The 26633-nt window shown below is 72.1% G+C and carries 26 protein-coding genes; 9 read left to right on the forward strand and 17 right to left on the reverse strand.

Features of this window, described 5'->3' with window-relative positions; genetic code table 11:
- Positions 1-430: 430 nt before the first annotated feature.
- Positions 431-3520 carry a glycosyl hydrolase gene (locus tag ACZ5FU_RS05880; RefSeq protein WP_469044785.1) on the forward strand — a complete coding sequence of 1030 codons (3090 nt, stop codon included), beginning with the start codon at positions 431-433 and terminating at the stop codon, positions 3518-3520.
- 113 nt (positions 3521-3633) lie between these two features.
- Here ACZ5FU_RS05880 and ACZ5FU_RS05885 read toward each other — a convergent pair whose 3' ends face one another.
- Both ACZ5FU_RS05885 and ACZ5FU_RS05890 read right to left on the reverse strand, forming a co-directional pair.
- Positions 3634-3864 (reverse strand): hypothetical protein, encoded by a 231-nt coding sequence (locus ACZ5FU_RS05885; protein ID WP_451531074.1) that lies wholly within the window; start codon positions 3862-3864, stop codon positions 3634-3636.
- Positions 3861-4127 carry a hypothetical protein gene (locus ACZ5FU_RS05890; RefSeq protein WP_451531073.1) on the reverse strand — a complete coding sequence of 89 codons (267 nt, stop codon included), beginning with the start codon at positions 4125-4127 and terminating at the stop codon, positions 3861-3863. Before ACZ5FU_RS05890 ends, ACZ5FU_RS05885 begins: the two co-directional genes overlap by 4 nt.
- A 215-nt stretch (positions 4128-4342) precedes the next feature.
- Between ACZ5FU_RS05890 and ACZ5FU_RS05895 the strand changes: the two genes are divergently transcribed.
- Genes ACZ5FU_RS05895 through ACZ5FU_RS05910 form a run of 4 tightly spaced genes read left to right on the forward strand, consistent with a single transcriptional unit; the run spans position 4343 to position 6947 of the window.
- Positions 4343-5194 carry a helix-turn-helix domain-containing protein gene (locus ACZ5FU_RS05895; RefSeq protein WP_451780082.1) on the forward strand — a complete coding sequence of 284 codons (852 nt, stop codon included), beginning with the start codon at positions 4343-4345 and terminating at the stop codon, positions 5192-5194.
- Positions 5167-5379 (forward strand): DUF397 domain-containing protein, encoded by a 213-nt coding sequence (locus tag ACZ5FU_RS05900; protein WP_451531071.1) that lies wholly within the window; start codon positions 5167-5169, stop codon positions 5377-5379. Before ACZ5FU_RS05895 ends, ACZ5FU_RS05900 begins: the two co-directional genes overlap by 28 nt.
- A 7-nt stretch (positions 5380-5386) precedes the next feature.
- The gene (locus tag ACZ5FU_RS05905; protein ID WP_451780080.1) at positions 5387-5965 is read left to right on the forward strand and encodes a P-loop nucleotide/nucleoside kinase family protein; all 579 of its coding nucleotides are present in this window, start codon (positions 5387-5389) and stop codon (positions 5963-5965) included.
- 55 nt (positions 5966-6020) lie between these two features.
- On the forward strand, positions 6021-6947 hold the full coding sequence (locus ACZ5FU_RS05910) for a MerR family transcriptional regulator (protein ID WP_451531068.1): 927 nt from the start codon (positions 6021-6023) through the stop codon (positions 6945-6947).
- An 18-nt stretch (positions 6948-6965) separates the two neighbouring features.
- On the opposite strand, the gene ACZ5FU_RS05915 is transcribed toward ACZ5FU_RS05910, so the two are convergent.
- The 13 genes from ACZ5FU_RS05915 to ACZ5FU_RS05975 form a co-directional block, all read right to left on the reverse strand.
- Positions 6966-7763, reverse strand: coding sequence for a hypothetical protein (locus ACZ5FU_RS05915; protein WP_451531067.1), 798 nt, complete (start codon positions 7761-7763; stop codon positions 6966-6968).
- 2 nt (positions 7764-7765) lie between these two features.
- Entirely contained in the window at positions 7766-7942 is a 177-nt protein-coding gene (locus ACZ5FU_RS05920; protein ID WP_451531066.1) for a hypothetical protein, read from the reverse strand.
- 181 nt (positions 7943-8123) lie between these two features.
- Entirely contained in the window at positions 8124-8429 is a 306-nt protein-coding gene (locus ACZ5FU_RS05925) for a hypothetical protein (protein WP_451531065.1), read from the reverse strand.
- Between the two features lie 128 nt (positions 8430-8557).
- Positions 8558-8995, reverse strand: coding sequence for a PH domain-containing protein (locus ACZ5FU_RS05930; RefSeq protein ID WP_451531064.1), 438 nt, complete (start codon positions 8993-8995; stop codon positions 8558-8560).
- Positions 8989-9783: a hypothetical protein gene (locus tag ACZ5FU_RS05935; protein WP_451531063.1), complete on the reverse strand. Its 795-nt coding sequence runs from the start codon at positions 9781-9783 to the stop codon at positions 8989-8991. Before ACZ5FU_RS05935 ends, ACZ5FU_RS05930 begins: the two co-directional genes overlap by 7 nt.
- Before the next feature lie 2 nt (positions 9784-9785).
- Positions 9786-10181 carry a hypothetical protein gene (locus ACZ5FU_RS05940; RefSeq protein WP_468645629.1) on the reverse strand — a complete coding sequence of 132 codons (396 nt, stop codon included), beginning with the start codon at positions 10179-10181 and terminating at the stop codon, positions 9786-9788.
- A gap of 48 nt (positions 10182-10229) precedes the next feature.
- Positions 10230-10649 carry a hypothetical protein gene (locus ACZ5FU_RS05945; protein WP_468833358.1) on the reverse strand — a complete coding sequence of 140 codons (420 nt, stop codon included), beginning with the start codon at positions 10647-10649 and terminating at the stop codon, positions 10230-10232.
- A 21-nt stretch (positions 10650-10670) separates the two neighbouring features.
- Positions 10671-11021, reverse strand: coding sequence for a hypothetical protein (locus ACZ5FU_RS05950; RefSeq protein ID WP_451531060.1), 351 nt, complete (start codon positions 11019-11021; stop codon positions 10671-10673).
- An 8-nt stretch (positions 11022-11029) separates the two neighbouring features.
- Positions 11030-15790, reverse strand: a complete 4761-nt coding sequence (locus tag ACZ5FU_RS05955) for a putative T7SS-secreted protein (protein WP_469044813.1) — start codon at positions 15788-15790, stop codon at positions 11030-11032.
- Positions 15791-15792: 2 nt separating this feature from the next.
- Complete coding sequence (locus tag ACZ5FU_RS05960) at positions 15793-16449, reverse strand: hypothetical protein (RefSeq protein ID WP_468645635.1); 657 nt, start codon at positions 16447-16449, stop codon at positions 15793-15795.
- Positions 16446-16892: a hypothetical protein gene (locus ACZ5FU_RS05965; RefSeq protein ID WP_451531057.1), complete on the reverse strand. Its 447-nt coding sequence runs from the start codon at positions 16890-16892 to the stop codon at positions 16446-16448. Before ACZ5FU_RS05965 ends, ACZ5FU_RS05960 begins: the two co-directional genes overlap by 4 nt.
- Before the next feature lie 183 nt (positions 16893-17075).
- Positions 17076-17510, reverse strand: a complete 435-nt coding sequence (locus ACZ5FU_RS05970) for a hypothetical protein (RefSeq protein WP_451531056.1) — start codon at positions 17508-17510, stop codon at positions 17076-17078.
- Between the two features lie 327 nt (positions 17511-17837).
- Positions 17838-20507: a LuxR C-terminal-related transcriptional regulator gene (locus tag ACZ5FU_RS05975; RefSeq protein ID WP_468645637.1), complete on the reverse strand. Its 2670-nt coding sequence runs from the start codon at positions 20505-20507 to the stop codon at positions 17838-17840.
- Between the two features lie 174 nt (positions 20508-20681).
- Here ACZ5FU_RS05975 and ACZ5FU_RS05980 point away from each other — a divergent pair, with 174 nt between their 5' ends.
- The gene (locus ACZ5FU_RS05980; protein ID WP_451531054.1) at positions 20682-21170 is read left to right on the forward strand and encodes an ATP-binding protein; all 489 of its coding nucleotides are present in this window, start codon (positions 20682-20684) and stop codon (positions 21168-21170) included.
- Between the two features lie 436 nt (positions 21171-21606).
- On the opposite strand, the gene katG is transcribed toward ACZ5FU_RS05980, so the two are convergent.
- Both katG and ACZ5FU_RS05990 read right to left on the reverse strand, forming a co-directional pair.
- Entirely contained in the window at positions 21607-23832 is a 2226-nt protein-coding gene (katG, locus tag ACZ5FU_RS05985) for a catalase/peroxidase HPI (RefSeq protein WP_451780070.1), read from the reverse strand.
- A 77-nt stretch (positions 23833-23909) separates the two neighbouring features.
- Positions 23910-24350: a Fur family transcriptional regulator gene (locus tag ACZ5FU_RS05990; protein ID WP_451526758.1), complete on the reverse strand. Its 441-nt coding sequence runs from the start codon at positions 24348-24350 to the stop codon at positions 23910-23912.
- A gap of 635 nt (positions 24351-24985) precedes the next feature.
- Between ACZ5FU_RS05990 and ACZ5FU_RS05995 the strand changes: the two genes are divergently transcribed.
- The 3 genes from ACZ5FU_RS05995 (at position 24986) to ACZ5FU_RS06005 (ending at position 26621) form a co-directional block, all read left to right on the forward strand.
- Entirely contained in the window at positions 24986-25372 is a 387-nt protein-coding gene (locus ACZ5FU_RS05995) for a cell division protein SepF (protein ID WP_451526760.1), read from the forward strand.
- Positions 25373-25536: 164 nt separating this feature from the next.
- Complete coding sequence (locus ACZ5FU_RS06000) at positions 25537-25863, forward strand: nucleotide pyrophosphohydrolase (RefSeq protein ID WP_451526761.1); 327 nt, start codon at positions 25537-25539, stop codon at positions 25861-25863.
- Between the two features lie 296 nt (positions 25864-26159).
- On the forward strand, positions 26160-26621 hold the full coding sequence (locus ACZ5FU_RS06005) for a DUF6099 family protein (protein ID WP_451526762.1): 462 nt from the start codon (positions 26160-26162) through the stop codon (positions 26619-26621).
- Positions 26622-26633: the final 12 nt, after the last annotated feature.

The raw sequence follows: 26633 nt of genomic DNA on the forward strand, positions 1-26633 counted from the left end.
CCGGCCCGCGCCCCGGTCCGCCGACGGCAACCCCTTCGAGGCGTCGCCACCCGGAGCGTGGACCCGTTTCCCCGAGGGGGCCGGGACCCCCGGAACCGTTCGCTCCCCTTCGCCGGCCGCCCGGTCCCGGCGCCTCGCGAACGGTCGGTCGGGACCGAGGGCCCACTCCCCACGCCCCTCGAATTCGCTGCTCAGGGCGGTTCGAGAGCCGTCCGTGCGGAGGAACCGGCTCGACCGCACGGGCGTCGGCCGACCCGCCGCGGCGGCGGCACGCGCGCGTCCCGCGGGGCGGCGGGCGCCGGACTGCCACCTCGCGACCGCCTGACGGGTGCGTACCGGACGCCCGGTCGTCCGTGCGCGAAGTATTGACCGCTCACCATCAGGGTCCTACGTTGACGCCGTCTTGAGAGCGCTCTCAGAAAGGTGGATCATGGAATTCCGCAAACACCTTGCCTTACTGTCGGTAGCCGCGGTGGCGGCCTCGGGCCTGTGTGCGACCGTCGGCTCCGGCGTCGCCTCCGCCGCCACCGTCCAGGTGGGCAAGGGCGGTTACAGCGACGTACGACCGCCGGGCAGACAAGGGCCGTCCGACAGCGGCGGACAGGCGGTCAGGCCGAAGGTGACGCCCGCGATGGCGGACAAGCCCGTACCGACCAACGACTGGTGGTCCTCGCTGGTCTTCCAGCGTTTCGCGGGCAACCCGTGGTCCGAGAACATGTACGGCCACCCCCTCACCTACAAGGCGGTCTCCGGCGGCCTGGAGGTCGGCTACCCGACCGCCCACCAGATCGTGGGCGACGGCCGCCAGTACGAGTTCCCGCACAAGGCCGACCTGACTCTGGGCCTCGCGGGCCTGAACTCCCCGGACGCCAGGGCGGACGGCTGGAGCGACTGGACCGTCACCCCCTACTGGAAGGACGGCACGCGCACCCTGCGGACCACCATCGGCCACGGCTCGCCGTACGTCTACGCCGAGGGCACCGGCGGCGCGGCGCAGATCACGGCGGCCGCCCCGCCCACCGTCTTCGCCGACCGCGGGAACGTCCTGGGCGTCACCATCGCCGGCCACGACTACGCGCTGTTCGCCCCGAGCACCAGCGACTGGACCGTCTCCGGCAACGACATCCGCGCCGACCTCGGCGCCGAGGACTACTTCTCCCTCGCGGTCCTGCCCAGCAAGGACGCGCTCGCCGACTACACCCGGTACGCCTTCAGCTTCGTCACCGGCTCCACGACCAGCTGGGAATACCTGGAGGGCGACGGCAAGGTCAAGGCGACCTACTCGCTGACCACCGAGGCGAAGGAGGGCACCGAGACGGGCACCCTCCAGGCGCTCTACCGCCACCAGTGGATGCACACCACCGATGAGTTGACCGACCACACCTACGTCTCGTCGCGCGGTGCGATGAAGGTCCGCGAGGGCACGTCCTTCACGACGGTCCAGGACGTCAACGGCGTGCTGCCCGGCCTGCCGAGCGCCGCCGGAGTCGACAAGGCCAAGCTCAAGGCGTACATCGACGACGTGCTGGCGCAAGGTGATCCGTTCAGCGGCGCGACCGACACCTACTGGACCGGCAAGGCCCTCGGCAAGCTGGCCCAACTCGTCCCGATCGCCGACCAGATCGGCGCCACCGCCGCCCGCGACGAGCTCCTCGCCCTGATCGAGGGACGCATGGAGGAGTGGTTCACCGTCGGCGGCCCCTCCGAGTTCTCCTACGACAAGGACTGGCGCACCCTCATCGGCTACCCGGCCTCCTACGGCAGCGACCTGGAGCTGAACGACCATCACTTCCACTACTCGTACTACGTGATGGCCGCCGCGATCGTGGCGCAGTACGACCCGGGGTGGGCCGCCGACTCCGCGTGGGGCGGCATGGTGAAGGAGCTGATCAAGGACGCCGCCAACCCGGCCAGGGACGACGCCGGATACCCGTTCCTGCGCGGCTTCGACGTCTACGCCGGGCACAGCTGGGCCGCCGGCCACGAGGCCTTCGCCGCCGGCAACAACCAGGAGTCGTCCTCGGAGTCGGTCAACCTCAGCGCGGCGCTGATCATGTGGGGTTCGGCCACCGGTGACAAGGCGCTGCGCGACCAGGGCGTCTACCTGATGACGACCGAGTCGGAGGCGATCGCGCAGTACTGGTTCGACGCCGACCGGCAGGTCTTCCCCGAGGACTTCACCCACGACGTCGTGGGCATGGTCTGGAGCAGCGGCGGCGCTCACTCCACCTGGTGGACCGCCAACCCCGAGGAGATCCACGGCATCAACTTCCTCCCCGTGACCGGCGGTTCGCTGCACCTGGCGCGCGAGAAGGACATGCTGCGCCGCAGCATCGCCGAGATGGAGAAGGCGAACGGCGGTCCGGCCGTCGAGTGGCGGGACATCTTCTGGGAGGCGCAGGCGTTGGCCGACCCGGCCAAGGCCATGGCGGCCTGGAACCAGGGGAACGGCGGCTACGTCCCCGAGGAGGGCGAGACCAGGGCCCACACCTACCACTGGGTCGCCACGATGGACGCCGTCGGCGCACCCGACATGACCGTCACCGCGAACACCCCGACGGCCGTCGCCTTCGACAAGAACGGCACCAAGACCTACGCCGCGCACAACTACGGCGCCGAGGCCTGCTCGGTGACGTTCTCCGACGGCGGCGTCCTCGACGTCCCGGCGAGGTCCACCGCGTCCGGAGCGGGTGACGACACACCGCTGGAGAAGCTCTGCGGAGCGGGCGGCACCACCCCGCCGCCGGACGACGACCGGCCCACCGCGCCCGGCACCCCCGTCGCGAGCGGCGTCACCGACCACGCGGTCACCCTGACCTGGACTCCCGCCCAGGACGACAAGGGCGTCAAGGACTACGACGTCTTCCGCGGCACCACCAAGGCCGCCACCGTCACCGGCACGACGTACACCGACACCGGGCTGACCCCCGGCACCACCTACACCTACAGCGTGAAGGCCCGCGACACCGCGGGCCAGGTCGGCCCGGCCGGCGGCACGGTGACCGTCACCACCACCGGCGACACGCCCCCTCCGTACGTCACGGGCGACACCTTCTACCCGCAGCCGAACGGCCGCCTCAGCACCACGGCCGCCACGGCACCGTCCTCCGCCACCGTTCAGCCGGCGGGCGGCACCAACAACGACGGCACACCGAAGAACCCGCTCGTCCACGAGGTGAAGAACGTGAAGGGCACCCTGAAATCCGGTGCCGCCACGGCCTTCGACCTCAAGGTCGACGCCGGCACCTCCGTCGGCAACGCCCAGCAGGCCCGGGTGTCGTACGACCTGACCGGCGACGGCACGTTCGAACGCGTCGAGACGTTCCGCTACTTCGCCACCGACCCGGTCCCCGGCTGGGAGGCGTACTCCTCGGCCCGCCAGGGCCTGCACTCCGCCACGGGCACCCTGGGCGACCTGAACGGCGGCACCGTCCGCGTCGAGGTCTGGAGCGCCCTGGGCAGCACCCCGTCCACCCTCCAGGTGGGCGCGGGCTCCGTCCTCACCATCCCGTTCACCTGACCGGACCGGCACCCACGAGGAACGGACGAACGACGCACCGAAAGACCCGGCGCCGGGGGACACCCCCTCCCCGGCGCCGGGCCGCCGCGGCCGACGCCGACCGGGCGGTGCCGTCACCCGGGCCGCCTGCCGCGGGCGTTCGCCTCGGCGACGAGGGCGCTCAGCAGCTCGTCCCGGGTGAGCGTCCGCAGCAGGCCGGGATCGGCGTCCCACTCGCGGCCACCACCGAGCGGGCGGACCTGGACGTAGGGGCCCTGATGGCCCATGACGCGTCCGACGCGGTCACGGCCGACGTCGCGGACCGCCTCGCCGACGGCCGGAACCCCGGCGGCGTCCTCCGTCACCCGCCGACGCCCTTCACGATCACGTCCGCGAGCATCAGGGCCACGGGGGCCGAGCACACCCCGAGGTGGACGAGTGCGTACCGCGCCCCGGCCTCGCGGTCGTCCGCCCACGGCGTACGGACGTCCATGGCGGGGAGCTGGATGCCGGCCCGCGAGAGGGCGGCGGCGAGCGCGTCACGGGCTTCGAGGGCCTCGGCGGTCCTGGGGACGCGGGAGGCGTGGGAGTCGTGGGAGGCGTGGGGGATCGGGCGGGTCTGGTCCATGAGGGTCCTCGCGGGTGTCGGTGTCCGTACGGGGTGTGGTTGCGCTGATTCCATGACCTGACCGCATGGGCTGAATTACTCTGCGTGGTCCGGTCGTCACGAGGATGCGGCCGGGTGGGGGCGGCCGGGGTGTGGACGGGGTGGTGCTTCTCCGCCACCCGGAGTCGGTTCCACAGGTTCCACATCGGTCGCACGAACGTCCCGGAGGGAGCGGTATGCCGCAGCGACGCGTCGTCACCGGCCGCAGCCAGGAACCCCGTCAGCGGTTCGCCGAGGAACTGCGGACGCTACGGGCCGGTAGCGGGACGAGCCTGCGGGCGCTCGGTGAACGGCTCGGCTGGGACTGGTCGTTGTTCGGCAAGATGGAGAAGGGCGAGACGCTCGGCAGTCCGGAGGTCGTCCAGGCCCTCGACACGCACTACGGCACGCCGGGGTTGCTGCTCGCGCTGTGGGAGCTGGCCGCGGGGGACCACACGCAGTTCCGCGAGCGGTACCGGCGGTACATGGCCCTGGAGGCCGAGGCGGTGAGCCTGTGGCACTTCGCGGTGAGCGTCCTGCCGGGCCTGCTGCAGACACCGGGGTACGCGCGGGAGGTACTGGCGGCGGGCGGCCTCAAGGGCAAGGAGCTGGAGCAGCAGGTGGAGGCGCGGATGGGGCGGCGGGAGCTGCTGGAGGGGGAGGACGCGCCCCGGTTCCGGACGATCCTCTCCGAGGCGGTCCTGCGGACGGCGTTGCTGGACACCTCCGAGTGGCGGGGGCAGCTGAAGCACCTCGCAGAGGCGGCGGAGCACCGCAACATCGCTGTCCAGGTACTGCCCTTCAGCGCGGGTCCGTACGGACTCGACAGCACCGACGTGTGGTTTCTGCGTCTGCCGCAGCAACGCACGGTGGCCTACACGGAGAACGCGCACCGGGGTGACCTGATCGAGGACGATGCGGCGGTCGAGAAGCTGCAAGCCGCTTACGATGCAGTCCGTGACCTGGCACTGACCCGGGCCGAGTCGCTGAAGTTCATCCGGCGCCTGTTGGAGGAAGTACCGTGCGATCCATCGACCTTGGCAACGTGACGTGGCGCAAGAGTTCCCACAGCAACTCGGACGGCGGCGCATGCCTCGAGCTCTCCCCCGACTTCGCCGCCGTCGCCGTCCCGATACGGGACAGCAAGGTCCCGCACGGCCCGGTGCTCGTGTTCCCGGCCGCCGGCTGGGCCTCCTTCGTCTCGGCCGTCAAGGACGGGCGGCTGAGCGGGTGAACCCGTCATGACCCCGCCCACGCTGGCCGTCGTGAGCGGAGGCCCCGGCACGGGGAAGACCACGCTGGCCCGTGCCCTCGCCCGGGAACTCGGATGCCCTGCCGTCATCCGGGACGAGATCAAACAGGGACTGGTCATGTCCACCCCCGGCTACCGGGGCGGCGGCGACGACCCGCTGAACCGCCCCGCGCTGGAGGCGTTCTTCGGGGTGCTGGAGGTGATGCTCCGGGCCGGGGTGACGACCGTGGCCGAGGCCGCCTACCAGGACCGGCTGTGGCGGCCGCACCTGGAACCGCTCGTGGACCTCGCCCGGATCCGCGTCGTCCGCTGCGTCACGCCCGCCGCGATCGCGCACGACCGCATCGTCCGGCGCGCCGAGGAGGACGCCCACCGGGCCGCGCACGGCGACCGCGACCTGCTCGACAGGATCGCGGCCGGCGAGCACTCGCTGGACTCCTTCGTGCCGATCTCCCTCGACGTCCCCACCCTGACGGTGGACACCTCCGCCGGTCGCGTCCCGAGCGTCCCGGAGATCGCGGCGTTCGTACGGGCGGCCGTACCGGACGGAACCGGCGGCCCCGACTGAGCCGTGTGCGGACGCCCTTGAGTCTCCCGCCACGGGAGACACCAGGATGAGGCGCATGAACGACGCGACGCTCCTCCCGATCGGGGAGGTGGCCCGGCGGACAGGCCTGTCGGTGAAGACGATCCGCTTCTACTCCGACTCCGGAGTGGTCCCGGTAGCCGGCCGCAGCCCCGCCGGCTACCGGCTCTACGACCTCGACGCACTGCTCCGTCTGGACCTCGTACGCACGCTGCGGGAGCTGGGCTTGGGCCTCGCGACCATCCGGCGGGTGCTGGACCGCAAGGTCTCGGTGGCGGAAGTCGCGGCGGTCCACGCCGATGCCGTGGACCTCCGGATCCGGACGTTGCGCCTGCGTCGCAGCGTCCTGCGGGCCGTGGCCGACCACGGTTCCGGTCCCGAGGAGGCCGCTCTCATGCACAAGCTCACCCGGCTGACCACAGCCGAACGCCGACGCCTGGTCGACGAGTTCATCGCCACCACTTTCGGTGCGGAGCACACCCGACTCGATCTGGCGGCCATGGTGCGCGTGGCCGCTCCCCACCTCCCCGACGACCCCTCTCCCGCGCAGGTCCGCGCGTGGGCGGAACTCAACGAACTCATCGGCGACGAGGACTTCCGCGACCGCATGCGCAGGACCGCCGAGCGCCAGGCGGACCCGGCCGAATCCGGTATCGACGACGGGTTGCCGGAGCCCGTGCGCGAGCGGATCACCACGGCGAAGCAAGCGGGCATCGACCCGACGGGCCCTGAGGCCGGACCGGTCGTCGAGAGCGTCGTCCGGCTGTTCGCGCAGGCGTACCCGCACATCCCGGACGCGGAGGTGACGGCCCGGTTGATCGAACAACTCGAGGTGGCCGGCGATCCGCTCGTGGAGCGGTACTGGCGACTGGTGTGGGTCGTCAACGGCTGGCAGGTCGTACCCGGCCTGCTCCCGGACGCCTCCTGGCTGCTCCAGGCGTTGCGCGGGAACCGCACCCCGTGACCGGGCACGGCTGCGAGGTCACGGGTTCCCGTAGTCCTCCATGAGGTCGTCGATGAGGGAGAGCAGGGCATCGATCCGGTGCCGGTCCTCGCGTCGGTCGTGCAGGGCTTGGTGGACCTTTCGGAGGCGGGTCAGGGCGGCCGGGTTCCGGTCCTTCACCTCGTAGAGCAGGGGGGTGGTGACGAGGTCCAGGCATGCGGTGAACAGCAGTCGGGTGGCGGGGGAGGGCGGCGTCGGGTCGGGGGCGGCGAAGCCGGTGGTCAGGTACCGGGCGGGGTCGGTGAGGCTCCAGCCGACGACGGTGTCGTGCTGGACGAGGAGCGCGACGTCGGGGGCGATGCCGATGCGGGCGTCCAGTGGTTCGTCGAGGACGTCGAGGTCGCGCAGGCAGGTGAGCACGGTGTCTCCGGGGGCGCGGCAGAGCTCCGTGGTCACCTCGAGGCGGAAGTCCCGGACCTCGTCCGCGCGAAGGCCGCCGGGGCGGACGGCGGGCGTGAGCGGAACACGGGCCGAGTCTTCGGCATCGGCGCCCTGATAGGCGATCTGGAACTCGGCTCCGACCAGTTCCCGGCTCGTCCGGTCGAACCCGAGCTCGTCGGGCGTGTCCCACAACCACGGCTGACTGCCGAAGGCGTCCAGGAGGAACCGTCCGCGTTCCTCGACGTTCACGTACGGCGCGATGCGCACAAGGAAGTCCCGGAAGTCGAGACGTGGGCTGACGTCCAGCGGATCACCCGTCACCGTCGCGGTCCAGTCGCTGTCGAAGGCCACTCGCACGGTCGTCGCCGTCCCCCGCCCGGTCGAGGCTCCGCTCACGCTCACCCCTCCGGTAGATCACTGACGTAGTCCTGCAACTGAGGAGGAAGACCGGCGAGGGGGATCTCGCGCAACGGGAAAAGAGTGTCGAGGCCGACGTGGCCGGTGGAGGTGAGGTCGACGAGGGCGTGCGACTCGGCTTCCAGGGAGGCGTTCCTCCCTTCGGAGGCAACAGCCACCGCCGGCGGTGTCACCGGGGCCGATGCCTGAGCCGGTGCGTAAGCGCCCAGGCGGTCTGTCCCCCGTGGGAGCTACGCCCGAGTTGGCTCTGCGTGGTGACGACTGCGACCCGCACTCTCCGTAGCCTTCCACCTGGCCGCAGCGCTCGCGCCGGGCCGATGGCGAAGAGATACGACAACTTCACATGATCACTTCCATTCCTGTCCCCCATAGGTGAATGACCATGACGCAGGTGGCCAAGAGAGTTCTCGTCGCAACGGTGGCCGCTGCCGGTCTGACGTTCGCGATGCCGACCACCCCCGAACCCAGACCGGCAACGTCGTAGTACCCGGCGGTGAAGAGGTTCACGACGACGGCCGCAGACATCCCGCCGCCGACCAGGACGCCCCGGCCGGCTCGCGGGCCGCTTCGCCGACCTGCCTGCCTGCCGTCGGCGTCGTCGATCGCACGGCGGAAGTCACCGGCCGCAGGGGTCGGAACAGGCATGTCTCGCCTTTCCTGACGGAGCTCTCCCGGTACTTTCTGCGGGTCGGGCTGCAGGTCGGGGCGGTCGGGGATCACCCTGTACTCGTGCACGACCCCGGCGACGCGGAGGGAGGATCGTTCCCGGAACCTCAGAACTCGTGCACCACCACCCAGTAGTCGTATTCCTCGACCGAAGCGGCACACAGGTGGCGGCCGTCGACCGAAACCGCGACGAACTCCGGTGAGCCCGTCGCTGCGGAAACGCGGAAAGGGAGGTTCTTGCCGGCCGGGTCCCTGACACGAATCCAGCCAACCTCGCTCCCTCCCGGCATGGGCGAGAGGACGAGGAACTCGCCGTTCTGCGTGTGCAGTGGAGCTTGTGCGGCGTGGTGATGCCACGCCTGGTCCAGTTCGTCGGCGGCGTGCGGGGCGGTGGCGGGGATCGCGGCGACCGGCTCGACCTCGAATCCGTTGACCGCGTGGAGGGCGGCGATCACGGGTGGGCCACCATGCGCCGCCCCTCCCGTCACCTCGAGGCCGCAGCGCTCGAGCAGCCGTACGGCTGCTTCTCGGTCGGTCGTCACCACTTCCCGTAGTCCTCGACGTAGGTGGCGATCAGTTCGAGCAGGGCGCCGGCCCGGTGCCGGTCCTCGCGCTGCTCGCGCAGGGCCTTGTCGGCGGCCTGGAGGCGGGCCAGTGCCGCCGGTTCGCCGTCCACCAAGTCGTCGACCACCGGCGTGGTGATCAGGTCCAGGCATTCGGTGAACAGGCGGCGGGTGGTGGGGGAGGGCGGGTCGGGGTCGGGGTCGGCGTACGTCGTGGTCAGATGGCGGACGGGGTCGGTGAGGCTCCAGCCGACGACGGTGCCGTGCTGGACGAGGAGCGCCACGTCGGGGGCGATGCCGACGCGGGCGTCCAGCGGTTCGTCGAGGACGTCGAGATCGCGCAGACAGGTCAGCACGGTGTCCCCGGGGGCGCGGCACAGCACCGTGCACCTCTCATGGCGGAAGTCCCGGACCTCATCGGCGCGGAGCCCGCCCGCGCGTACCGCGGGCGTCAGGGGAAGGCGGGCGACCTCCTCGGCGGAGGCGGACTCCTCCGGCCAGTGGAATTCCGCTCCGACCAGCTCTCGGCCGGTCTTGTCGAACCGGAGGACGTCAGGCGCGTCCCACAGCCACTCCTGGCTGCCGAGGGTGTCCGCGAGGAAACGCTCCCGCTCCGCCGCATCCACGTAGCGCGCAACGTCCACGGAGGCGCTGCCGGTGAAGCGGGGGGAGATGCGCAGCGGGCTGTCCGTCACCGTTGCGCGCCAGTCGCCGTCAAAGGCCAGTCGCACGGTCGTCGCCGTCCCCCGCCCGGTCGAGGCTTCGCTCACGCTCACCCCTCCAGTAGATCACCGACGTAGTCCTGCAACTGAGGAGGAAGGCCGGCGAGGGGGATCTCGCGCAACGGGAAAAGAGTGTCGAGGCCGACGTGCCCGGTGGAGGCGAGCTCGACGAGGGCGTGCAACTCGGCTTCCAGGGCGGCACTCGCCTCTTCGGAGACGGCAGTCGCCGCCAGCAGTGTCGCCAGGGCCGATGCCTGGGCGGGTGCGTAAGCGCCCAGGTGGTCGGTCACTTCGTCGGCTGCGCGCTCGCGTACGTGCGGATCGCCTTCCAGGAGCATGCGGGCGATTTCGATGAATTCACGGGACTTCAATGCGGAACACCCGTCGTCATGGGCACGGAAGCAGAAATCAGGCCGGCCATCGGTGAAGGTCAGTCGCATCGTCATGGCCGGCTCGTCCGATCAGCGCCGACGTACACTCGGGTCGAGACACTTTCACCGTCCGGTCCGGTCGGCTTCTCGGCGACGGAACGCCGCCCAGACCGCATTTACGGCTGTCTGGGGTTTGGCGTCGTCGAGATCGCCGGGTTCTGCTAGGTCGGGGGCGACCGAGTAGTCCTCGAGGATCATGAACACCTGGTCGAAGAGATCACCGAGGGCCCCCTGGATCCTTTCCCCGTTCGCCTGGGAAGCGCGCCGGTCCTTCCACCGGCCGTGCGCGAAGTCCGGTGCGTCGCACGTTCCGTCGGTGAATGCGTCCAGCAACGCCAGTTGCCGTGCTGCCGCACTCGCCGAGGTGACGTCATCAAGGCGTGACCAGGCCTTGATGCGAGGCGGGTGAGCGGCGGTCACGGACGCCGTCGCCGCATCGATCTGTGCGTCCCCGGGTGCTGGGGCCGACGATTTCTCATTCACCACAGAAACCCTTGGTGCTGTCTACTGGAACAGGAAGCGGTCGTGTACCGAGAAGTGGGGAGCCACCTGAATCACCATCGTCCCCGCGCACTCGCCCGTGTGGAAATCAATCGAAATGTGCTTGGTTGATTGCTCCGACGTGACAGAAAGGCGTGTAGCGCCTTCACGGAAAGAATCCAACATCTCGATTCCCTGATCGTTCACCCAGCGGATCCTCACCGACCTCGCCAGAGCATCGTAGGAGAAAGAAATAGATTGGCCGTAAGTATCCTCCAGGGCGAGAACCCGCGTGCCGTTCTCGTCCGAATCCGGCCATTCGCCGATGGCCTCGTAAACCTCTTCGTCGTCCGGGGTGAGGAACTCTCGGTACACGTTCACCTTCATTTTCCGGTGTACGGCGGCCAGTGGTCCAGGCTGCCGTGAATGCTGACATTGGGGCCGCTGCCGCGGAAGATGACTGTGGAAAGTCTATGCCCGCCGTCCGGCAGAATCTGCCATGTGCTCTCCACGCCAAGGGCTCCGTGGGGGCCGTGGAGGACGGATTCGGTCACACCGAATTCTCCGCTTCCGCCAGGCCACTCCTTGGTGAATGTGCGCCCGAACGGCTGTTGGGACGCCTGTGACAGATGGTCGGTGACGTACCGTCGCATCTCCGGAGTGTCCGGTATGCCGATCCGGTGGAGTTGCAGTTCGTTCTGGAGCGCCCTCGGCGAGTTGTGCGAGTCCGGTTTGATGTCCTTGTTGAACAGGTAGTCGAGCTTCCGGGAATCGATCTCCGCGTTTCCTCCCTTGTCCTGATAGGGAGAAAGGCCCAAAGGGTCCGCCCAGGTGTGCGGATTATGGACGTATGCGGCCGGGTTGGGTGCGGGAGCGAGGCCGAGCGGATCCGGGGTGAGATAACGAGCTGTGGCGGGGTCGTAGTGCCGGAAGAGGTTGTAGTGGAGGCCGGTCTCCGGGTCGTAGTACTGGCCGGGAAAACGGAGAGGCGTGTAGGTGGTGCTGCTTCGGTTCCAGGCGGTGTTGCCCCAGAGGGTGGACCGGGCGCGCCAGGCGACGTTCCCGTCCTCGGCGACCAGTTCGGTCGGGGTCCCGACGAGGTCCGTGACGATGGCGAAGAAGCGGCGGTCGATCTCCCGCTGCCCCGCCTCGCCGGCGATGACGCGTTCGGTCTGGGCGGCAGGAGCCGAGCCGCGGTGGTCCCAGGTGAGTGCGACGATGTTCGGCAGGTCGTGGGAGGCAGTCGTCTGTTCGCACAGGACCATGCCGTCCCAGGTGAACCGGGTTTCCTCCAGGACGGTCTCACCGTCGTCCGAGAGGCGCTGCTTGGCGATGCGGCGGCCCAGCGGGTCGTAACGGTACTTCCAGAGGGTGCCGTCCGGAGTGACGACCGAGGTGAGGCGGCTCTCGCCGTCCCATGCGTAGCGCCAGGTCTGCGGTTTGCGGGACAGCCGGGTCCGCTGCTTGAGGATCACACGCCCCAGGCGGTCATGTTCGAAGCGGCTGTCGCCGGCACGGGTGATCGTGGTGCCGGTGTACGTGCGAGGGCCGGTTGTCCCGTGACTCGGATGGGTGGAGGGCCAGGAGGCTTCGGTCTGGTTGCCGGCCAGGTCGTAGGCGTAGCGCTCCGTCCATCCGTGGGCGTTGACGGCGGTGACACGGCCGGCAACGTCGAGCTCGAACGACCGGGTGCCGGACAGCTGATCGGTCACGGAGGTGAGGTGACCGTCGGCACGGTAGGTGTACGTACGGCTGCTCAGGGCCTGTTCACCGGCTGTGAGGTACTGGGCGATGAGCTTGCCGACTTCGTCCCGGACGGATGACAGGGTCATCGTGTCGCCGTAGGAGCGCGACACTTCACGGTCTGCGGCGTCATGGGTGAAGCCGATCTGACGGCCGCTCGCGGTCATCAGATCGAGGCGGCCTGCCCGGTCGTAGGTATACGTCGTGACATGGCCGGTCGGAGTCACGCGTCGAGTCCGGCGACCGAGTGCATCGTGCACGTAGGTGGTGGCGCGGCCGTCGACGAGTTCGGTCTTGAGCAGGCCACGCCGGTCGTACTGGCGGATCAGGTCGCCGTCCGGGCCGGATGCCTGCAAGAGACGTCCCGACGCGTCATAGGCGTAGGTAGTGGTCCTGCCTCCGGCTTCCTTCCTGATCATTCGGCCGAGTCGGTCGTGTTCCAGCTTGAGAACGCCGCCGAGAGCGTCGGTCCGGGACGTCATTTGCCCTGCGGCGTCGAGGTGGTAACTGAGGGTTCGGCCGTCGAAGTCGGTTTCCGACACGAGGCGGTTCGCCGCGTCGTACGCGTATGTCCAGCAGAGTCCCTGGGGGTTGATGACCCGAGTGAGACGCAGGTTGGCGTCGTGCTTGAACTCGTACCGCGAGCCGTCCGGCTGGACGCGGGTGGAGAGGAGGTCGAAGTGGGTGTACTCGAAGCGGGAGACGCCACCGGACGCGTCGGTGTGGGTGAGGCAGTTGCCCTCGCCGTCGTAGGTCCACGACTCCGTGGCGCCGTCGGGACCGGTGCGCCGGGCGAGCTGCCCGTCCACGTGCCACTCCAGGAGGGTGACGCCGCCCGTCGGATCGGTGACCCGGACCGGCCTGCCGAGGCCGTCCCGCTCCGTGCGGGTGACGGCGCCGCCGGGAGCGGTCACCTCCACGGGCAGCCCGGCCGCGTCACACACCACATGTGTCGTGCCGCCGAGGGCGTCGGTGACGGAGGTGAGCCGGCCGGCGTCGTCGTAGGTGTAGCGGGTGGTGGAGCCGACCTGGTCGGTGACCGAGGTGCGGTTGCCGCGTTCGTCGTACGCGTGGACCATGCGGGTGCCGTCCGGCGCGACGACCTCCACCGGCAGGCCGAACGGGCCTCGCGCGGTGCGCAGTTCGCTTCCATCGGGGCGGGTGGCGGAGACGACCCGGCCGGCGTCGTCGTAGGTGAAGGCGGTGGTGAGGCCCAGCGGGTCCGTGCGGGTCAGCAGGTTGCCGCGGGCGTCGTGGCGGAACCGGGTCGTGTGGCCGAGCGGGTCCGTGGTGGCGATCACCCGGGAGTGCCGGTCGACGAGGTGGCGGGTCGCGTGGCCTTCGGCCGTGGTGAGGGTGGTGGTGCGGTGGCCGGTCTCGGGGTCGGGTCCGGTGTAGGCGAGGGTGATCTGGACGTGGCCGGCCTCGCCGCCTTCGGCGACCACGCGGTCGTAGTCGTCGTAGAGGTAGTCGTAGCGGCTGCCGTTGGAGTCGATCCAGGCGATGACGCGGCGGCGGTCGTCGTACAGGAAGGTGGTCGTCGCGCCCGACGGCTTGGTGACGGTGGTCAGGTCGCCGTCCCGGTAGCCGTACGCCATCAGGGGCAGGTCCGCGCCGTCCTCGCCCGCGCCGGCCAGGGACAGGGCGGTGACCAGGCCGTCGGCGGTGGTCAGCGTCACCCGGTGGCCCGCCGAGTGGACCAGGGCCAGCGGCAGGCCGTCCTCGGCGCGGTCGACGGTGACCGTGTGGCCGTTGCGTTCGGTGACGGTCGACAGCCAGGCGGTGCCGTCGCCGCCCGGTTCGGCGCCCGGCGGGGCGGTGAAGCGGAGGACCAGGCCGCTGTCGGGGTCGGTGAGCGTGTAGTCGCCGTCGGGCTCGCGGGCCAGCAGGGTGCGGGCCCGGCCCGATTCCGGCGAGGTGGGCACGCCGGGGACCGGGTGCGGGTACGGGATCAGCAGTCCGTCGGCGGTGACGTGCAGGACGCCGACGGCGTCGACCTGGAGGCGCTCGTCGACGGTGGAGGTCCAGGAGGGGCCCAGGAAGCGGCCGGCCGTGCAGCCGGACTCGGTGCGGCGGGTGAACACCAGCGGCAGGACGCCGGGGACCGTCAGATCGGTCTGCGGCAGGAACATCCGGCCCGAGGCGAGGTCGACGGGGTCGGTGCCGTCCGTGGTGCGTTCCCCGTCGGGCCGGTTGTGGGTGCCGTCCGGGGCGTCGTCGACCAGCCTGCGCAGCCGGGCCGCGTCGGCGGCCTCCTCGGCGACGCGGATGCCCTTCACCGCGGCGCCGCCGCCACCGGTGGCCGCGGTCAGCGCCAGGTCCGGGATGAGCCGGCCGAAGCCCTCGGCCGGGTCCTTCATGAAGTCGCCGATCATCTGCTTGCCGGTGCCGACGGGGTCGTTGGCGGCGACCACCAGACCCGCGGCCAGACTGTTCAGGGACGTGGCGTACTCGGCCGGGTGCGTGATGTTGTACGGGTCCAGCGGGTTCACGCCGCGCACGAAGTTGAGCAGTCCGGCCGTGCCCTTGATGATGCCGCCGCCGACGTGGTCGCCCATGATCTGCAGTTCCTGCAGCCCGTCGCCCAGCTGCTCGGCGTACGACGGCTTCTCCGGGGCCATGTCGCGGGCGGCGCGCACCGCCGTGCGGGCGGTCTCCGCCGCCGAGTTCCGCTGCGTGCGGGCCTCGGCGAGGAGGTCCTGGGCCTCCTTCATCAGCTTCTTGCCGGGGTCGCCGAACGTCGAGGCGGGCTTGGGCGGCAGCGAGGACGGGTCGCGTTTGTCCGCGGGCTGGGCGTTGTAGCGGTCGACGGCGCCGTTGTAGTCGTCGACCTTCTTGCGGTGGGCGTCGGCGGCGTCCTCGGAGGCCTTGACGCCCTCCTTCCACTTGTCGATCGCCGTCTGCGCCTGTCCCTGCGCCCAGGTGACGGTGTCGGCGAACGCGTCCAGCGCGCCGGCCGCCTTCTCGACCGCGTCGGCGGCGCCGTACCACTTGGGCGGCTGGGTGCTCACCGCGGTCCGCAGCGCCTCGGCCGTCTCGCCCTTGAGCCGGGCCGGGTCCATGCCCTTGAGACCGTCGCCGGTGCCGTCGAAGGCCTTCTGGAAGGCGCGGAGTTTCGCGGCGGTGGCGGTGAGCTTGTCGGGGCTGCCGTAGATCAGCTTGGTCTTGTCCTCGGTCTGCCCGAGGTCCATCTCGTCGACCTCGGCGCCCAGCCGGTTGGCCACCGAACGGGACTGCTCGCGCACCCAGTCCGCGCCGGACTCCCAGCCGACGTCGTCCAGCCGGTCGGCGGTCCAGTTGCCCGCGTCCTCGACCCGGTTGCCCACCCACTCGACGCCGTCCTCGACCACGTCCTCGACCGAGTCGGGCGTGATGTCGCTGATGAAGTCGCCGATACCCATGGTCAGTTCCCCCCGGGCTCACCCTGCTGCTGTTCCTGCCGGGCGCGTTCCTCCGGCGACGGGCCGAAGGTGTCGTCCAGCGCCCGGTCGAACTGGTCGTCGGAGATGCCGAGCGCGTCGTTGAGGATCTCCGACTGCTGACCGCCCCGGCCCTCGGTGAGGACGGTGCGGCCGGTGTCCTTCCAGGTCTGCCCCATCTCGTCGCCGGCCTTGTCCCACGACTCGGCACTCCAGTCGGGGTCCAGGTAGTCCGGCGTGAAGACGTCGCCCCAGTCCTGCTGGGCGATCTCCTCCTCACTGGCGTGCGGGTTGCCGCCGAACAGGGAGTTGGCGCCCACCTTGAGCGTGCCCGCCACGTACTGGTCGTGTTCCCACAGGGTGCCCGCCGCCAGCCCGAGCCGGTTCGCCAGCTCACTGGCGTCGTGCACCAGGGCGCGCACTCCCCACTCCCAGCGCTCGCAGAAGTCCTCGAAGTCGACCGAGAGGCCGTGGTGCCCGGCCTCCATCCCGGTCATCGCCAGCTCCGAGAAGCCCTTGCCCGTGATCGACCCGGTGGGGCCGCCGAGGTCGCCGAGCTGGTCGATCGTCGCGCCCACGCCCTGCGTGAACTTCGCGACGGACGCCTTGTCGAGGTTGAGGTCCGTCCCGTCACCGCTCATGACCGCGGCCCCCGTTCCGTCTCAGGTCCCGTCGGACGTCCCGCCGTACCGGCGTCGGCGTCGACGGCCGCCGCGTCCGGGACGATGCCGACGACCGGCGGGAAGAACATCGACCCGTCCTCGGTGGCGATGTCGACGGCGAGACCGGCGGGCTCCTCCAGCGCGGGCACGATCTCGTCGACGATGCGCGCCCCCAGCAGCGCCGCGTACTCCACCGGCCGGTCACCGGGCCCGTGCCGCAGCGCGAACCGGGCCAGGGCCGTCTCGTCGGTGAACCCGCAGATCCACCGCACCCCACCCGAACGCACCGACCACAGACCCCCGTCGGCCACCGGCACCAGGAGCACCGAGCGCCGCATCTCCCCGACCAGGGCGCGGGGGTCGTCCCCGCCCCTTCTCCGCTCGGCGATCCGCTCGGCGAGCGCCGCCCCGGGCTGCTGCACGGTCCCTCCCTGGTCATGGATGCCTGGTGGCACCGTAGAACAGGACGCCCGGTACGGCGGAGTCGGTTCTCGTGAAGGTGCGGAAGGGGCAGGCGGGTCCCGTGAAGGCGCGGAGGGGGTACGCGGGTCCCGTGAAGGCGCGGAGTCGGCACCGGGCCGCCCGGAGCGCCGGGGAGGCCCGTGTCAGTCCAGGCGGGCGCCCGCCCGGGCCAGCCGGGCGTGCCAGGCACGCATCCTGCCCGCGGCTCCCGCGTTCAGCAACTGGTCGACGGCGCCGGTGGGGTTCGCGGAGTCGGTGGAGCCGTCGGGTGCGGAGGTCCGGGGCCGCCGCAGGGCGGCGAGGTCCCGCTCCTGTTCGGCGCTCGGCGCGGGGGACCGGTCGGCGCCGCGTCCGACCAGGTCGTACCGCCGGCCCGCCACGGTCAGGCGGAGGGTCCCGAAGCGGGTGAGGCGTCCGCCCACCTCCCCGGGAGCGGCCTCGAAGACGATCCGCGACGCCCGGTCGTACGCGCGCAGTCCGGCGGGGGCCAGGACGAGCAGGACCGGCTCGCACCGCGATCCCCGCCACAGGCTGCGGCGCCAGTGGACGATCTCGGCGTGCTGTCGCTGCTCACTCACGCGGCACATCATGGCACGCACGTGATGCGGCGGACCGTCGGGCCGCGACGGTCCGCCTCCCTCGCCGACGCCGCCCCGCTGCCCGCCTGCTCGCCTGTCCGTCCGCCCGGCAGCCGGCGGGGACCGGCCGGGACACCGAGCGGCACGCGGCCCGGCCGTCCGCCGTCGGGTCCGGACGGCCGGGCCGCGTGCCCGGGCGGGGCCGCGGTGAGGGCGGCCGGCCCGTCGCGGCGCCGTCGTGGGGGGTGGGGAGCGGCGCCGCCCGCAAGAGCATCGGACGGCCACGGCCCGCCGCGCCATCCGGGACGGGCGTTCACGGATACGTAATCAACCCGCCGCCCCGAGGGCGTGTGCGAGCTGCTGCCGGGAGTGCACGCCGATCTTCTGGAGCGCCCGGGCGACGTGCTGTTCGACGGTGCGCGGGGACAGGTGCAGGGTGGCGGCTATCTCCCGGTTGGACATGCCCGCGGCGGCGAGTTCGGCGACCTCCGCCTCCCGCGGCGAGAGGACGTCGCCGTACCCGGGGCGGCCGGGCGGCCGCCGTTCCCCGGCGGGCTGGTGAAGGCGCAGGTCGGCGCGGGTGCGGGCGGCGTCCCAGGTGGCGCCGAGCGAGTCGAAGACCGTGGCGCGGTCGCTGAGCGCGGCGACGGCGGGGCCGTCGCCCTCCCGGAGGGCGAGGGCGCAGCGGGCGGCCGCCGCCGAGGTGAGCGCCTCGTGGTACGGCCGGGGCAGCGCCCGGTACGCGGCGGCACTCCCCCCGTAGTACGCCGCGGCCTCGGCCGTCCTCCCCGTGTGCTCGGCCAGGACGCCGCGGGTCCAGGCGAGCGCGGCCTCGGCCGACGGCGCGTCACGGCCCTCCAGTCCGGCGGCGAACTCGTCGGTCATCGCGCGCGCGGCGGGCACGTCCCCGGCCCGCAGGGCCGCCTCCACCGCCCAGGGGGCGAGTTCGGCGGCCCAGGCCCACAGCCCCTTGGCCCGCAGCCGCCGCCACGCCGCGGCCGCCTCCGCGGCCGCGCCGGCGACGTCGTCGTGGGCCAGCGCCATCCTGATCAGGGCACCGGACACGGTCGCCGAGATCGGTACCGGGCCGGTGTCGAGGTCGGCCGCTCCGGGCCCGGTCAGGTGGGTGACCGCACCGGCCCACTCGCCGCGGGACAGGGCGAGCAGACCGAGGACCATCCGGGCGTCGGAGGCGAGGTAGGGCATGTCACCGGCCTCGTCGACGAAGGCGCGACACCGGTCGGCGAGCCCGGACCAGCTCCCGGTCGCCCAGTCGAGGACGAGGGCGCAGCCGCGGCCGGTCTGCTCGGCGTAGACGGCGCCGCTGCGCGCCGCCAGCTCCACCCCTTCACGGAGCAGGGCCCGCGACTTCTCGTAGTGGCCGAGCCACACCGCCGCGTCCGCCGCGTTGCACAGCCCGCGGGCGGTCTGCTGCCGGCTGCCGACGATGTCGCTGTCGCGGGGCAGGCGCTCGACGAGTTGCCAGGCGGCCGGGTCGCCGCCGTTGAGCAGGACGCTCACCCGGTTCGCGGCGACGGCGGCCTGGACCACCGGGTCCCCCGACTCCTCCGCGACGGCCACGGCACGCTCGATCCAGACGACGTTCTCGGCGAAGGACGCGTCCGGCCCGTACGGCATCGCGAGCGCCGACATCGCCCGGGCCAGCGGCACCGGCCGGCCCGCCAGCTCGTCCACCGCGCGGGCGAGCTCGTCCCGTCCCTCCATGACCTGGCCCATCTGGTTGCACTGCAGGAGCCCGAGGTCCAGACGGATCTCCCCGCGCACGGCGGGAGGCAGGCCGGCGTCGGCCACGATGTGCCGCAGCACCTCCAGCGTCTGGTCGGAGCGCAGACCCACCACGGCACAGCGCGCCAGCAGCATGGCGAGCCGGGAGCGGACCTGCTCGGGAATCGTGCCGGTCTCCAGCGCCGACTCCAGGAGGCCCACGGCGCGCGACTGCTCGCCGGCGTCCTCGTACTGCTGGGCGGCGCGCTCGACGGCCTGCAGCCGGCCCCGCTCGTCGCCACAGGCACGGCGGTGACCGGCCACGCGCTCCCAGGGGACGGGCTGGCGCCCGGCGAGCAGACGTGCGGCCCGCCGGTGCAGCGCCTCCCGGTCGGGCCCGTCCGCCGCGCCGCGGACGGCTGCGGCGGCGAGCGGTGAGGCGAAACCGTACCGGCCGTCGCCGCACTCCTGGAGCGCGGCGGCCCGCAGGGCGGCGACCAGGGCGTCGTGGCCGTCCCGGCCGGCGAGACCCGCCACGACGGCGAGGTCGCGGGAGGCGGCGGGTTCGTCGAGGACCGCGGCGGCGAACACGATCTGCCGGTGCTCCGCGGGCACGGCGGCGGTGCGCCGCAGCATCAGGGCGGTCAGACGGGGCGGCGCGTCCAGCCGGTCGGGGTCGACGCAGAGCGGCCGGCCGCCGGCGGGGGAGTCGGCGGCCAGCTGGTCGAGCAGGTCGGCGACGACCTGCGCGACGCCGCCGGAGGCGCGGTGCAGGGTGTCGGCCAGGCCGGCCGTGGCGCGGTCCGCCCCCAGGGCGTGGTCGGCCATGCGGCGGACGGCGGCGACGTCCAGCGGTCCGAGGACGTGCCGGACCACGGTGAGGGAGGCGGGGAACTCGGTGCCGGGCCCCAGGACCAGCCCCGGTTCGGCGAGCTCCTCGGGGCGGTGGCTCAGGACGCAGACGAGACGCGCGGGCGGATCGGCGAGGAGGGAGGCCAGGCGCGCGGTCTCGGCGGGCGCCGCGCGGTGCACGTCCTCGACGAGGAGCAGCACGGGGCCGTGGCCGGGGAGCGGCCCGTCGGGGACCGTCCGCAGCACGGTCCCGGTCCGGCCCACCGCGAGCCGGCGCAGCAGGCGGCTCTTGCCGGTTCCCGCGGCGCCCTCGACCAGCAGCAGGAGGGGCCTGCCCGGTCCTTCCGGCGCGAGGGCGGCCGCGATCCGTCTCAGCAGCGCGGCCTCGGCCCCGGCCGCCGGTGCGGCGGTGTCCGGCATGCTTCGTCACCCCGTCTTCACACGCGTCGCCTTGTTGTTTGCGTATCCGTACTCAGTCTGCCCTGATTGCCGTGGGCTTCGGAGGGCGGGCACGGTGGAGCGCGTAAGGCCCGTGGCCGGTGGTACCGGCAGGGCCCGCCACCGACGCGGTCGGCTGCCAGGCAGGAGTCCGGCGTGAGCAACGTGACCTATCCGAGCCCCGGCGGGGTGCTCCCCGGCGTGGAGAGGCCGCCGGAGTCCGTGTGCCTCCGCGAGACGGTGCCTCCCGGCACCGGACACGTCCTGGCGACGGCGGCCCTCGTGGCGTCCGCGCCCGCCGTGCCCTGCCTGCGCCGGCTGGCGAAGGCGCTGGCGCGCAGCCGCCGGCTGCCCGCGGCGGCGGAGGAGGCGCTCTCCGTGATCGTCACCGAGCTGGCGACCAACGTGGTCCTGCACAGCGGCAGCGCCGACCTCGAGGTGATGTTCGTGGCCGGTGACGGCGAGCTGACCGTGGTGGTGCGCGACCACGGGCGGTGGCGGGAGCGCCCCTCGCGGCGCTGCGAGGCGGCCGACATGGGTGCCGACTTCGGCCGCGGGCTGGCCCTGGTCGACGCGTACTCCCTGGAGACGTCCGTGCGGCATTCCGACGAGGGCACGGTGGTGCGGGCCGTCATCGCCCTGTGACGGGGGAGGTGCCGGGCGGTGCCGGGTCATGTCACGTCATGCGGGGGCATGCGGGGTCGTCCGGGCCGTGCGGGGCATCCGGGCCGTGCGGGTCGTCCGGGCCGTGCGGGTCGTCCGGGCCGTGCGGAGTGACCTGCGCGGCGCAGAGCGGTCGCGAGCGGCAGCGGGGCGGCCTTCCGCGGCACCGGCGACGCCCGCGAGGCGCCGGGTGACGCCGGTGGGACGCCGGGTGAAGCCGGTGAGGCGCGCCCCGGCGTGGCCGGGGCGCGCCGGGCCCCCTCGCGCAGGCGGGGGGCGGCGCCGGCCGGCGGGCCGGCGGATCCGGGACGCGGGCGGACGCCGACGGCCGGGCCGCTCCCGAGGGGAGCGGCCCGGCCGCTGTGCGAGAAGCCAGGACCGGTCCGGGCCGAAGTGGCCAGGACCGGTCCGGGCCGCATCAGACCAGGTCGAAGCGGTCCAGGTTGGAGACCTTGACCCAGGCGTCGACGAAGTCCTTGACGAACTTCTCCTTCGCGTCGTCGCTCGCGTAGACCTCCGCCAGCGCGCGCAGCTCGGAGTTCGAGCCGAAGACGAGGTCGGCACGGGTGCCGGCCCACTTGACCTCGCCGGTGGCGGAGTCGCGGCCCTCGAAGGTGCTCTGGTCCTCGGAGGTCGCCGTCCACGTCGTGCCCAGGTCGAGCAGGTTGACGAAGAAGTCGTTGGTCAGGACACCGGGCGTGGTGGTGAAGGCGCCCAGCTGCGACTGCTGGTGGTTCGCGCCCAGCACGCGCAGGCCGCCGACGAGGACGGTCGTCTCGGGGGCGCTCAGCGTCAGCAGGTTGGCCTTGTCGAGCAGCAGGTGCTCGGCCGGCAGGCGGTTGCCCTTGCCGACGTAGTTGCGGAACCCGTCGGCGGTCGGCTCCAGCGCGGCGAAGGACTCCGCGTCGGTGTGCTCATCGGTCGCGTCCACCCGGCCCGGCGTGAACGGCACCTCGACCTCGAAGCCGCCCTCCTTGGCGGCCCGCTCGACCGCGGCGGCACCGCCCAGCACGATCAGGTCGGCCAGCGAGACCTGCTTGCCGTCGGTGCGGCCGGAGTTGAAGGACTCCTGGACGCCCTCCAGGGTGCGCAGCACGAGCGCGAGGCGGTCGGGGTCGTTGGCCTCCCAGCCGCGCTGCGGCTCCAGGCGGATGCGCGCGCCGTTGGCGCCGCCGCGCTTGTCGCTGCCGCGGAACGTCGAGGCCGACGCCCAGGCGGTGGACACCAGCTGCGACACGGTCAGGCCCGAGGCGAGGATCTGCTCCTTCAGAGCGGCGACGTCGTCGGCGTCGACCAGCTCGTAGGTGCGCTCCGGCAGCGGGTCCTGCCACAGCAGGGTCTCCTGCGGGACCTCCGGGCCGAGGTACAGCGACTTCGGGCCCATGTCACGGTGGGTCAGCTTGTACCAGGCGCGGGCGAAGGCGTCCGCGAACTGGTCGGGGTTCTCGTAGAAGCGGCGCGAGATCTGCTCGTAGACCGGGTCGAAGCGCAGCGCCAGGTCGGCGGTGAGCATCTTCGGGAGGTGCTTCTTCGACGGGTCGTGGGCGTCGGGGATGATGGCCTCGGCGTTCTTGGCCACCCACTGCTTGGCGCCGGCCGGGGACTCGGTCAGCTCGTACTCGTACTCGAACAGGTTCTTGAAGAAGCCGTTGCTCCACTGCGTCGGCGTCGCGGTCCAGGTGACCTCGAGGCCGGACGTGATGGTGTCGCCGCCCTTGCCGGTGCCGTAGGTGCTCTTCCAGCCGAGGCCCTGCTCCGCGAGGGGGGCGGCCTCGGGGTCGTCGCCGACGTGGTCGGCGGGGCCCGCGCCGTGGGTCTTGCCGAAGGTGTGGCCGCCGGCGATCAGCGCGACGGTCTCCTCGTCGTTCATGGCCATGCGGCGGAACGTCTCACGGATGTCGCGGGCCGAGGCCAGCGGGTCCGGGTTGCCGTTCGGGCCCTCGGGGTTGACGTAGATGAGGCCCATCTGGACGGCGCCGAGCGGGTTCTCCAGCTCGCGGTCACCGGTGTAGCGCCGGTCGTCGAGCCAGGTGGTCTCGGGACCCCAGTACACGTCCTCCTCGGGCTCCCAGACGTCCTCGCGGCCGCCGGCGAAGCCGAAGGTCTCGAAGCCCATCTGCTCCAGCGCCACGTTGCCGGTGAGGATCATCAGGTCGGCCCAGGAGATGCTCTGGCCGTACTTCTTCTTGACCGGCCACAGCAGTCGGCGGGCCTTGTCCAGGTTGGCGTTGTCCGGCCAGCTGTTGAGCGGGGCGAAGCGCTGCTGGCCGGCGCCGGCGCCGCCGCGGCCGTCGCTGATGCGGTAGGTGCCGGCGCTGTGCCAGGCCATCCGGATCATCAGCGGGCCGTAGTTGCCGAAGTCGGCCGGCCACCAGTCCTGCGAGGTCGTCAGCACCTCGGCGATGTCCTGCTTCACGGCCGCGAGGTCGAGGTTCTTGAACGCCTCGGCGTAGTCGAAATCCTCACCGAGCGGGTTGGCCACGGCCGGGTTCTTGGCGAGGATCTTGAGGTTGAGGCGCTCCGGCCACCACTGGCGGTTTCCGCCGCCCTGGGTCGGGTGCGGGGCACGACCGTGCGCGACGGGGCAGCCGCCGGCCTCCTCCGTCTTCGGTTCCGTGACGATCGCGTCGTGGTTCTCGGTCATTGGGGGGTTCCTTCCGAACTGCGTGGATCAGTGGATCGGGCACAACGGCACAAACGGCATGACGGCGTATCGGTGGATCAGGTGCTCGACGGGGCGCCGGAGCAGTCGGGGCACAGGCCCCAGTAGATGACCTCGGCCTCGTCGACGGAGAAGCCCCGGTGGTCGGAGGCGGTCAGGCAGGGGGCGTGGCCGACCGCGCAGTCGACGTCGGCGATGGCGCCGCAGGAGCGGCACACGAGGTGGTGGTGGTTGTCCCCGACACGGCCCTCGAACCGGGCGGGGCTGCCCGGCGGCTCGAGGCGGCGCAGGAGACCGGCCGCGGTGAGCGCGTGCAGCGCCTCGTACACGGCTTGCAGCGATATGTGACCCACACGCTCGCGGACGCCCGCGGCGATCGCCTCGACCCCGAGGTGGTCGCCCGCGCGCACGGTGTCGAGCAGTGCGACGCGGGCGGCCGTCACCCGCAGGCCGGCGCCACGCAGCTCGTCCGCCGTGGACGGAGTCCCGGATGTGGTCATGGGCACCAACCTACCCCCATAAACACGAACGGTTCAAGAAATGGAATCGATCCAGCTTTGTGTCGCCTCTTGTCGCACCGTGTCGCGCCGCACCGTGTCGTGTCGCACCGTGTCGTGTCGCACCGTGTCGTGTCGCACCGTGTCGTGTCGCACCGTGTCGCGCCGCACCGTGTCGCGCCGCACCGTGTCGCGCTGCGTCGTGTCGTGTCATGGCATGCACGGCACGACGCGGGCGCCGCGACATGCGTGTCGCGGCGTGTACGGGGAGTGACGGTCGGGTGTGTCGTGCGCGGGACGGCCGCGGCGGGCTCCGCGGCTGGTGCAGAAGCGAACGGGTGCCCGGAGCGGGCGGCGCGGCGGTCGCTCGTCCGGGTGGTTCCGCGGAGGGCGGACGGCCCGCTCCTGCTCCCTCGGCCCGGTGCCACCGGCGTGATCCGCCTCAAGTGCGCGGCGCGGAAAGGCGATCGGGGCCGGTGAGCGGGGGTGTTCGCGGAGGCGAAGGCCGTGCCGCGAGGCGGTCGGAAAGCGGCCCGACGGCTTCCGCGGCCGCGGCGGTCCGTGTCGGTGTTGGGCCGAACGGGTGACTTGGCGTAAGAATGGCTGGTGCAGGCAGTGAAAGCGAGTCAGTTCGGGGGGTGCCGGTGAACCGTTACGACGTCACCGATGAACAGTGGGAAGGGCTCGCTCAGGTCGTTCCGTTGCGCGGCCGGGACGCCTGGCCGTCGGCGGTGGGCCACCGGGCGCTGCCGGACGCGGCGACGGAGGCCCGACGGCGCTTCGTCGTCCTGCGGGTCAGCATCTTCGCGGACGCGCGCGAGGTCGCCGAGACCCTGATGGCGGGCATTCCGGTGCTGCTCGATCTGAGCAGCGCGGAGACCGACGTCGCCAAGCGGGTCCTGGACTTCTCCACCGGCGTGGTCTTCGGCCTCGCCAGTGGCATGCACCGGGTGGACCGCAACGTGTTCCTGCTGACCCCGCCGGGCACCGAGGTGAGCGGGCTCATGGAGGACGCGGGAGTGTGAGCGGTGCGCGGGCGCCGGGCCGGGGAGCGTGAGCCGGCCGCGCCCGCCCCGCCGCCCGCCACCGTCCGGGCGTGCGGGCGCGGCCGCGTGCGCCGCGTCGGGGTGGTGGGCGCGGCCTCCCGGCCGGCGGGGGCCGCCGGAGTGACGGTGGTACACCTGGAGCCGTGACAGAACATCTCGACGTGGCGCGGCTGCAGCGCAGACTGGCCGAGTTCGCGGCGGTCCGGAACTGGCAGCCGTACCACACCCCCAAGAACCTCGTCTCCGCGCTCAGCGTGGAGGCCTCGGAACTGGTGGAGATCTTCCAGTGGATGACGCCGGAGGAGTCGGCGCGCGTGATGGACGACCCGGACGACGCGCACCGGGTGACCGACGAGGTCGCCGACGTCCTCGCGTACCTGCTGCAACTGTGCGAGGTGCTCGGTATCGATCCGCTGGCCGCGCTCGACGCGAAGATCGACCGCAACGAGCGGAGGTTCCCGGCGCCCTGACCGTCCCGGCGCCTTGACCGTCCCGGCGCGGGCGGCTGGGTGGACGGGCGGACGGGCGGACGGGGCAGGCGGAGCGGCGGGCGTCCGAGGCGGCCGGCCGAGGTGGGCGTCCGAGGGGAACTCGTTCCTCCGTTATCACTCTTCGTGAGTGTTTCCCTGTTCGACATCAATTTGTTGTCCACAGATTTCGGTCTTCCTCTGGCTTTTCGTCCCATCGCCCTTCACTCTGGGTAGTGACGTGGTGATGCGGTGACGTGGACGTGCGCGGAGCACGTCGGGACAGACGGGGGCGCCCCATGGACGCGGTGCGGCTCATCCTGACGAGTAGCCGGGCTCTCGCGGGCAGTGACGACGGGAGACGGACCCTGACCGAGGTGTGGCAGGCGCAGGCCCTGGCCCAGGCGATCGGCAGTCGCCTCGCGGTCTCGGGCCCGCCCGAACTGCGCGGCGAGGCCCTCGGGTTGACCGAGCTGGCCGGCCGGGGCTGCGGGGTGCTGGACACCCCGGACCTCGACCCCGGCGACCTGCTCGCCGCCCGGCTCACCGAGCTGGACGACGCCCGCGAGACCCTCCTCCGCCTGGGCGACCTGCTCGGCGAGGTCGGCATCGTCCTCGTCGGCGTCGCCAGTTCGGCGGCCGACGAGGGGACGTACTGGCAGTGCATGGAGGCCATCGACGCGGCGGACGAGTCCAGGGACCGGGTCCTGGAGATGCTGCGCAAACTGGCGGCGCGGGAAGGGGCGCTGCGGGAGGGGTGACCCGTCGGCACG

The organism is Streptomyces sp. NPDC031554 (genome assembly GCF_055580685.1).

Excerpts from the sequence above, each read along its gene's own strand:
- ACZ5FU_RS05990 (WP_451526758.1), bottom strand. The coding sequence starts at position 24,350 with ATGACCACATCCGGGACTCCGTCCACGGCGGACGAGCTGCGTGGCGCC.
- ACZ5FU_RS05955 (WP_469044813.1), bottom strand. The coding sequence starts at position 15,790 with ATGGGTATCGGCGACTTCATCAGCGACATCACGCCCGACTCGGTCGAG.
- ACZ5FU_RS06005 (WP_451526762.1), top strand. The coding sequence starts at position 26,160 with ATGGACGCGGTGCGGCTCATCCTGACGAGTAGCCGGGCTCTCGCGGGC.
- ACZ5FU_RS05925 (WP_451531065.1), bottom strand. The coding sequence starts at position 8,429 with ATGCCTGTTCCGACCCCTGCGGCCGGTGACTTCCGCCGTGCGATCGAC.
- ACZ5FU_RS05940 (WP_468645629.1), bottom strand. The coding sequence starts at position 10,181 with ATGACGATGCGACTGACCTTCACCGATGGCCGGCCTGATTTCTGCTTC.
- ACZ5FU_RS05910 (WP_451531068.1), top strand. The coding sequence starts at position 6,021 with ATGAACGACGCGACGCTCCTCCCGATCGGGGAGGTGGCCCGGCGGACA.
- ACZ5FU_RS05890 (WP_451531073.1), bottom strand. The coding sequence starts at position 4,127 with ATGGACCAGACCCGCCCGATCCCCCACGCCTCCCACGACTCCCACGCC.
- ACZ5FU_RS05880 (WP_469044785.1), top strand. The coding sequence starts at position 431 with ATGGAATTCCGCAAACACCTTGCCTTACTGTCGGTAGCCGCGGTGGCG.
- katG (WP_451780070.1), bottom strand. The coding sequence starts at position 23,832 with ATGACCGAGAACCACGACGCGATCGTCACGGAACCGAAGACGGAGGAG.
- ACZ5FU_RS05895 (WP_451780082.1), top strand. The coding sequence starts at position 4,343 with ATGCCGCAGCGACGCGTCGTCACCGGCCGCAGCCAGGAACCCCGTCAG.
- ACZ5FU_RS05905 (WP_451780080.1), top strand. The coding sequence starts at position 5,387 with ATGACCCCGCCCACGCTGGCCGTCGTGAGCGGAGGCCCCGGCACGGGG.
- ACZ5FU_RS05960 (WP_468645635.1), bottom strand. The coding sequence starts at position 16,449 with ATGAGCGGTGACGGGACGGACCTCAACCTCGACAAGGCGTCCGTCGCG.
- ACZ5FU_RS05975 (WP_468645637.1), bottom strand. The coding sequence starts at position 20,507 with ATGCCGGACACCGCCGCACCGGCGGCCGGGGCCGAGGCCGCGCTGCTG.